This is a genomic window from Pseudomonas sp. SWRI50 (assembly GCF_014269095.1).
In the GTDB taxonomy this organism is placed as follows: Bacteria; Pseudomonadota; Gammaproteobacteria; order Pseudomonadales; family Pseudomonadaceae; genus Aquipseudomonas; species Aquipseudomonas kermanshahensis.
Map to the genome: position 1 here is coordinate 43,022 of NZ_JABWRW010000035.1, position 7,396 is coordinate 50,417.

Consider the following 7,396-nt stretch of genomic DNA (forward strand, 5'->3'; position numbering starts at 1 on the left):
AGCACTGGCTCATTCGGCATCCAGGTGCATCGGTGTAATTACCCGGCCATCACTCTCGGCCTTGCCCAGGGTCGTGTCGATGAAGTACACCCGGTCATCTTCCAGCTTGCCTTTGTCCACCAGGTAGTCCTTGATGCTGCTGGCCCGCTCCTGGCCCAGCGTGCGTAGCAACGCGGCACTTTCGGCCCAGGACTTGATCACCGCCTCGCGCAGCTTGGCAGTGCGCTCGTCGCGGCCAAGTTGTTCCCATTCGGCCGGTGGTTGCTGCTTCAGGCGGGTGCGGTAGATGCCTTCGAGCATCGCCGGCTTGTCGCTGTCGTCGACCACCAGCATCGAAGCATTGGCAGGCACCTTGTCGCCACGACGTTGCAGGATCTTGTACCAGGTGGCCTGGTATTCGCGGTCCAGGCGCTGCTGGGCGATCAGCGGGCCGTCGCTGGTCTGCGCACTGGTGCCTTCGATTTCCAGACGCAGTTCCGGGCGCTCTTTGAGCGCCGAGGCCAGTTTGTCCAGGGAGGACTGAGCATCGCCCGTGAGCTCACTCGAGCCCGGGGCGAACGCGACAGTGCCAAGGTCTTCGGAACCCCCGCCAGCAATCAGCCCGCCGATAAACTTGAAGGGTGCCTGGGCCGCGCGCAGCACCAGGTTGCGCAGGGTTTGCCAGACGATCGGCATGACGCTGAACTGCGGGTTGTTGAGGTCACCGGTCACCGGCAACTCGATGGAAATCTTGCCCTCGGTGTCCTTGAGCAGCGCGACCGCCAGGCGGATCGGCAGGTCCACGGCATCTGGGCTGTCGACCTTCTCGCCCAACTGCAGTTGCTCGACCACCACTTTGTTCTCGGCCTTGAGCTGGCCGTTGGTGATCAAGTAATGCAGGTCGAGGTTGAGCCGCCCCTTGCGGATACGGAAGCCCGCGAACTTGCCGGAGTAGGGCGTCAGCGTGGTCAGTTCGACCCGCTTGAAGCTGGTGGCGATATCCAGGCTGGCCAGCGGGTTGAACGGGTTGAGCGCGCCTTTGATGGTGACCGGGGCATAGCGGTCGACCTTGCCCTTGATGTCCACCTTGGCCGGGTTCGGCTTGCGGTTGTCGATGGTGCCGATCTGGCCGTTGAGCTGCTGCACGGCGGTGGCGAAGTTGGGCGTAAGGGACAGGTCGGCGAAGTTGGCCGAGCCGTCATTGATGTCGATCTGGCCAATATGGATGCCCAACGGCTTGTCGCTGCTGGCCGGTTTCGCGGCCTTGGCTGCCGGCGCATCGGCCGGCTGCGGGATTAGCAGGTCGTTGACGTTGGTGGTGCGGTCTTCGTTGATGATGAAGCGAGCATAGGGCTGCAGCAAGGTCACCTTGTCGATCGACAGGGCATCACCGTGCACATAGGACAGGCCATCGACATTCACCTGCTGCCATTTCACGAAGTCGCGGCTCTTGATCGTGTCGAGGGTATGCAACTGGTTGACCTGGGCCTTGCCGGTGACGTTAAAGGCCAGTGGCTCGGTGCTTTTCAGGTCGACCTTGAGGTCGCTGGCAAGCATGCCGCTGCGCAGCTCCAGCAGAATGAACGGGCTGATGTAGGCCTGGGCCACACGCAGGTCGATGTCGCGTGTGCTGACATCCAGCTTGGCCCAGACAGGCGCCAGATTCACTTGGCCGGCAGCCTGCAATTTGCCTTGTTTGCCCACGCCGGTGTCGAGTTTGAGCGTGAAAGGCGACTGGTTGAGGCTGTCGAAGCCTTGCAGGTCGACATTGAGCGGGCCGACATCCAGTGCCACCGGTTCTTTCTGGCTACGGTCTGCCAGGTGCACGTTGTAGTTGCGCAGCTGGACGTCCTTGAGCAGCACTTGCCACGGCTTGCTCGGCGCTTGGGCGGCTTTTTCTGCAGGCGTAGGTTCGGCGGCGGCGGGCTCGGCCTTTTCTTTCGGCGTGGCCTTGGCCGGTTGGCTGGCGAACAGCTTCTGCCAGTCGAGCTGGCCGTCTTTTTCCAACGCGGCCCAGGTTTCGAGCTTGTCGCTGCGAATCTTGCCGACGATGACTTTTTGCTTGGCCAGGTCGATAGAGGTGTCGCTGACTTCGAGGTTGGCCAGGCGTACCAGTTGGCGGCCATCCGGAGCCTTGATGGCGAACGGCGCCACTTTTACCGAGGTGTTGTCCAGCAGCAGCTCGGTCTCTTTGGACAGGTTGAAGGTGTAATGAGTGTCGAGGCTGATGACGCCTTCTTCCAGCACCAGTGGTACGGCGTCACGCACATACGGCCAGAACGCCTTCATCTTGCCGTCGGTGACCTTCAGGGTGCCTTCGGAAGCAATGGGCGAAAGGCTGATTGTGCCACTCCAGTCGATCTGCCCGCCGTACGGGCCCTTCGCTACCAGGGTCATGTCGGCATTGTCGTCCGGGAGAGTGCTGAGGTTTTTCAGCTCCAGGTTCATGTTGTCGTACAGAAACTCGATCGGCTCGCTCGGGCGCTCGTCCTGGAAGTGCAGGTAACCTTCGTTGAGCTTGATGCTGCCGATGCGCAGCGGGAATGGGTCGCTGGGCGGCTGCTCGGGCTTGGCTTCGCTGGGGGGCAGCTTGAACAACTGGGTCAGGTTGAGCTGCCCGCCCTTGGCGAACAGCACTTCGCTGCGCGGTTTGTCGAGCTCTACCGCCGTCAGGTGCAAGGCGCCATTCCACACGCTGTCGAGCGCAAGGTTGGCATAGAGCCGCTCGAAGCCGACCTGTTCCTTGCCAGGTTCGCCAATTTGCAGGCCCCACAGGGTCAGTTCGAGGCTGAAGGGGTTGAGCTCGATGCGCTGCAGGTGAGCAGGCACGGTGGCATATTGCGCCAATTGCTGATTGGCAATGCGCAGTGCGACACCGGGGAGAATGAGGAAGCCGAGCAGGCTGTAGAGGGCTACGAGAGCCACCATGGCGCCGAGGGCGCGAATCAATCCTTTGTACATGTGTCGCTTCGTCTGTCTAAGCAGGAGTGCTTGGAGTATGGCAGGTTAAATCAGTTCCGCTGAGGCGACCGATTCGCCTCATTCGATGCCCATTCGCCGTTTCGCTCGGTGCGCCGAACCATCGCGCATGGCCCAGCGCAAAACCGGTGCAGTGCGTTGCAGGCCGAGGCGGATCAGGCGCCGCTGCAATGGCCCGTGCTGCAGCCCGAGCATGGCTTGGGCCCAGTCGGGCAGCAGGTCGATGCCGGCGTTCAGCATGAGCTTGCCGACAGGTTGTGCCAGGCGGCTGGGCGCCGGGGCGGCAAGCAGGATGTCGACCACCTCATGGCTACGGGCATCGCACTGCAGCTGCGGGCGCATGTGCCTGAGGTAGTCCTCGACCTGCTGGCAGGAGCGCGGCACATCGCGCGCGCCCAGGCGTTCGGCGATCAGGGCAATCTCGTTGTAGTAGGCATCCTGCTCGGCGCGGGGCAGGTGCGGGTTGCGGTAACGCAGGTGGGCCGCGAGGAAGCTGCTGACTTCGGCCACATGCACCCAGGTCAGCAAGCCAGGATCACTGGCGGCATACGGGCGGCCATCGGCGGCGGTGCCGGTGACTTGCAGGTGGATGGTGCGGACTTTTTCGATCAGCCACTCGGCGTCGCGGGTCGAGCCAAAGGTGGTGCCGGAGATGAACTGGCTGGTGCGACGCAAGCGGCCGAGCAGGTCTTGGCGAAAGTTCGAATGGTCCCACACGCCGGCCAACGCCAGCGGGTGCAGCAGTTGCAGCATGAGGGCACTGATACCGCCGACCAGCATGCTTGGGAAATCGCCGTGCACTTGCCAGCTGATGCTCTGCGGGCCAAACAGCCCAGGGTCGCCCTTGGGCGATTCCAGGTCGAGCTGGCCGAGGGCCAGCCCGGTAAGGCTCATGACCTGGGTTTCGATGCGGCGGCGAAGGGCTTCCATGGCGACCTGTCGTTCAGGGCGGCCATGAAAGGGGCCGCCAGCTAATGGTTGAGACGTTTGTCGATCAAGCCCTGAACCACACTCGGGTCGGCCAGGGTCGAGGTATCGCCCAGGTTTTCCAGCTCGTTGCAGGCGATTTTGCGCAGTATACGCCGCATGATCTTGCCCGAGCGGGTTTTGGGCAGCGCCGGTGCCCACTGGATCAGTTCCGGTTTGGCGAAGCTGCCGATTTCCTTGCTGACCAAGGCCAGCAATTCGGCCTTGAGCGCGTCGCTGGGGTCGACGCCGTTCATGGGGGTGACAAAGGCATACACACCCTGGCCCTTGAGGTCATGGGGGTAGCCCACCACCGCGGCCTCGGCGACGCTGTCGTGCAACACCAGGGCGCTTTCCACTTCGGCGGTGCCGATGCGGTGGCCGGAGACGTTGATCACGTCGTCGATGCGCCCGGTGATCCAGTAATCGCCGTCGGCATCGCGGCGTGCGCCGTCGCCGGTGAAGTAGTAGCCGGGCATGGGTTTGAAGTAGGTTTCGACCATGCGCTGGTGGTCACCATAAACGCTGCGAATCTGCCCGGGCCAGCTGGCTTTGATGGCCAGCACGCCAGCGCCAGGGCCTTCAATGGGGGTGCCTTTTTCATCCAGCAGCACCGGCTGTACGCCGAACATCGGTTGGGTCGCGCAACCCGGTTTGAGCCGTTGCGTGCTGGGCAGGGGCGTGAGCATGATGCCGCCGGTTTCGGTCTGCCACCAGGTATCGACGATCGGGCAGCGCTTTTGGCCGACTTCCTCGAAGTACCATTCCCACGCTTCCGGGTTGATCGGTTCGCCGACGCTGCCGAGCAGGCGCAGGCTTTTGCGTGAGGTGCTCTGGAGTGGCCCGGAGCCTTCGCGCATCAGGGCGCGCAAGGCCGTTGGCGCGGTGTAGAAGATGTTGACCTGATGCTTGTCGACCACCTGCCAAAAGCGCGAGGTGTCGGGGTAGTTGGGTACCCCTTCGAACATCAGCGAAATCGCGCCATTGGCCAGCGGGCCATAGACGATGTAGCTGTGGCCCGTGACCCAGCCTACATCGGCGGTGCACCAGAACACTTCGCCCTCGTGGTAATCGAACACCACCTTGAAGGTCATGGTGGCCTGCAGCAGGTAGCCGGCAGTGGTGTGCAGGACGCCCTTGGGTTTGCCGGTGCTGCCGGAGGTGTAGAGGATGAACAGTGGGTCTTCGGCCGCCATCGGTTCAGGTGGGCAGTCGTCGCCAGCGTGTTCCGTCACCTGGTGATACCAGAGGTCGCGGCCCTCGCTCCAGGCCACATCACCCCCCGTCCGCCGGACAACGAATACGCTGCTGACATTCGGGCAACTGGCCAGGGCCTTGTCGACGTTCAGCTTCAGTGGAATGCGCTTGCCACCGCGGATGCCTTCATCGGCGGTGATCACGGTACGGCAGTCGGCATCGAGGATGCGGTCACGCAGGGCATCGGGCGAGAAGCCGCCGAACACCACCGAGTGCACGGCGCCCAGCCGGGTGCAGGCGAGCATGGCGAAGGCGGCCTTGGGAATCATCGGCATGTAGATGCACACCCGGTCGCCTTTCTTCACGCCGCGTGCCTTCAGGGCGTTGGCCAAGCGGCAGACCTGGCGGTGCAGTTCGCGGTAGGTGATGGCTTTGGCGTCTTGCGGGTCGTCGCCCTCCCAGAGCAGGGCAGTCTGTTCACCGCGTGTGGCCAGATGGCGGTCGATGCAGTTGTAGCTCACGTTCAACTGGCCACCGTCGAACCAGCGTGCCTGGCCGGTTTTCAGGTCGCACTGGTGCACGCTCGACCAGGGTTTGATCCAGTCCAGGCGTTTGGCTTGCTCGGCCCAGAAGGTGTCGGGGTCTTCCACCGATTGGCGGTAGAGGCGGCGGTAATCGTCGTCAGTGAGGGCGGCGGACTGGCTGACGGCCAGGGCCTGGGGGTAGTCGCGGATATCGAACATGGCGGGTGGTCCTTGCGCTTGTCGGGGGCGATGGACTGCAACGGCTATTCGATGGACAAGTGTAGTCAGGCGGGGTTCGTCTGGATGAGAAAGACAAAGGGCCCACCATGACGGTGAGCCCTTTGTGGGGGTCAGTTGGCGGACGGGCGACCGACCTTCCAATAAATGTAACCGAGCCCGATTGGCGCGATGAAGATGGCCAAGAACCAGCACATGAACATGGTGATGACCTTGACCAGCAGCATAAGCAGCGCGGGCACGACGAACAGGTTGTTGCCCATGATGAAGCCGACGATGCTTTCGTAAACGAAGCGCGCGTAGGGATACAGCAGCGTGCTGATCACCGCCATGCTGATTTCGCCAACGGGCAGATCGGGCGAGGCGTTGACTTTGCCGCTGATGAAAATCGCGCCGATGATGGCGCCGAACACCAGTTGACGGAAGTAATAGCCTGATTTCATGCTGCCAAATATCGTGGCCTTCAGCCTGTCCATAAGATCCCTCTCATACTCGGATTTGTTGAAGTGGCGCACCTTAGCAAGATGTAACCGTATGTGCCAGGCCGTGAATGAGAAGGCGTGATGGGTTTCTGTGGGGTAAGGGCCGCTGAGCGGCCCCTGTGTCATCAACCGCGGTGACGGCCGCGGAAGTAGTTGATCAGGCCCTGGGTAGAGCCATCTTCGGCGCTGTCTTCCAGGCTGCCGACAAGGCGCTGGTAGACACCTTTGCCCAGCTCTTTGCCCAGCTCCACACCCCATTGGTCAAAGGCGTTGATGCCCCAGATCACGCTCTGCACGAAGACCTTGTGCTCATACATCGCCACCAGTGCGCCCAGGCGGCGTGGGCTGATGCGCTCTACCACCAGGGTGTTGCTCGGGCGGTTGCCCGGGATCACCTTGTGCGGGGCCAGCTTTTCGATGTCGGCTTCGTTCAGGCCTTTGGCGCGCAGCTCGGTCTCGGCTTCATCGCGGGTTTTGCCGAGCATCAGCGCCTGGCTCTGCGACAGGCAGTTGGCGTACAGCCACTGATGGTGGTCGGCCACCGGGTTGAAGCTCACCACCGGCACGATGAAGTCAGCAGGAATGAGGTGGGTACCCTGGTGCAGCAACTGGTGGTAGGCGTGCTGGCCGTTACAGCCCACGCCACCCCAGATCACCGGGCCGGTTTCGGTATGCACCGGCGTTCCATCCTGCAGGACGCTCTTGCCATTGGACTCCATGTCCAGCTGTTGCAAGTGCTTAGTGATGTTGCGCAGGTAGTGGTCGTACGGCAGGATCGCGTGGCTGCGGGCGCCCCAGAAGTTGCCATACCAGACGCCCAGCAGGGCCAGCAGCACCGGCATGTTCTTGTCGAACGGCGCGGTCTGGAAGTGCTGGTCCATGGTGTAGGCACCCGACAGCAGCTCCTTGAAGTTGGCGGTGCCGATGGCCAAGGCGATCGGCAGGCCGATGGCCGACCACAGCGAATAGCGCCCACCGACCCAGTCCCACATCGGGAAGATGTTCTCTTCACGGATACCGAAGGCGACGGCG

At 62.6% G+C, this 7,396-nt stretch carries 5 protein-coding genes; all 5 read right to left on the bottom strand.

The window, feature by feature from the left end; all coding sequences use genetic code 11:
• Positions 1-9: 9 nt before the first annotated feature.
• A complete protein-coding gene (locus tag HU750_RS25335; protein ID WP_186683022.1) occupies positions 10-2,940 on the bottom strand; it encodes a DUF748 domain-containing protein in 2,931 nt (976 codons plus the stop codon).
• Positions 2,941-3,018: 78 nt separating this feature from the next.
• Positions 3,019-3,888, bottom strand: coding sequence for an oxygenase MpaB family protein (locus HU750_RS25340; RefSeq protein WP_099455344.1), 870 nt, complete (start codon positions 3,886-3,888; stop codon positions 3,019-3,021).
• Between the two features lie 41 nt (positions 3,889-3,929).
• On the bottom strand, positions 3,930-5,864 hold the full coding sequence (gene acs / locus HU750_RS25345) for an acetate--CoA ligase (RefSeq protein ID WP_186683025.1): 1,935 nt from the start codon (positions 5,862-5,864) through the stop codon (positions 3,930-3,932).
• 131 nt (positions 5,865-5,995) lie between these two features.
• A complete protein-coding gene (locus HU750_RS25350) occupies positions 5,996-6,325 on the bottom strand; it encodes a hypothetical protein (protein WP_225935674.1) in 330 nt (109 codons plus the stop codon).
• A gap of 164 nt (positions 6,326-6,489) precedes the next feature.
• Positions 6,490-7,396: phosphoglucose isomerase-related protein (locus HU750_RS25355; RefSeq protein ID WP_514132429.1), on the bottom strand; the 907-nt coding region annotated here is incomplete at its 5' end.

Bases quoted from the DNA above. Each gene is read 5' to 3' on its own strand.
- HU750_RS25340 (WP_099455344.1), bottom strand. From the start codon at position 3,888: ATGGAAGCCCTTCGCCGCCGCATCGAAACCCAGGTCATGAGCCTTACC.
- HU750_RS25335 (WP_186683022.1), bottom strand. From the start codon at position 2,940: ATGTACAAAGGATTGATTCGCGCCCTCGGCGCCATGGTGGCTCTCGTA.
- acs (WP_186683025.1), bottom strand. From the start codon at position 5,864: ATGTTCGATATCCGCGACTACCCCCAGGCCCTGGCCGTCAGCCAGTCC.
- HU750_RS25350 (WP_225935674.1), bottom strand. From the start codon at position 6,325: ATGAAATCAGGCTATTACTTCCGTCAACTGGTGTTCGGCGCCATCATC.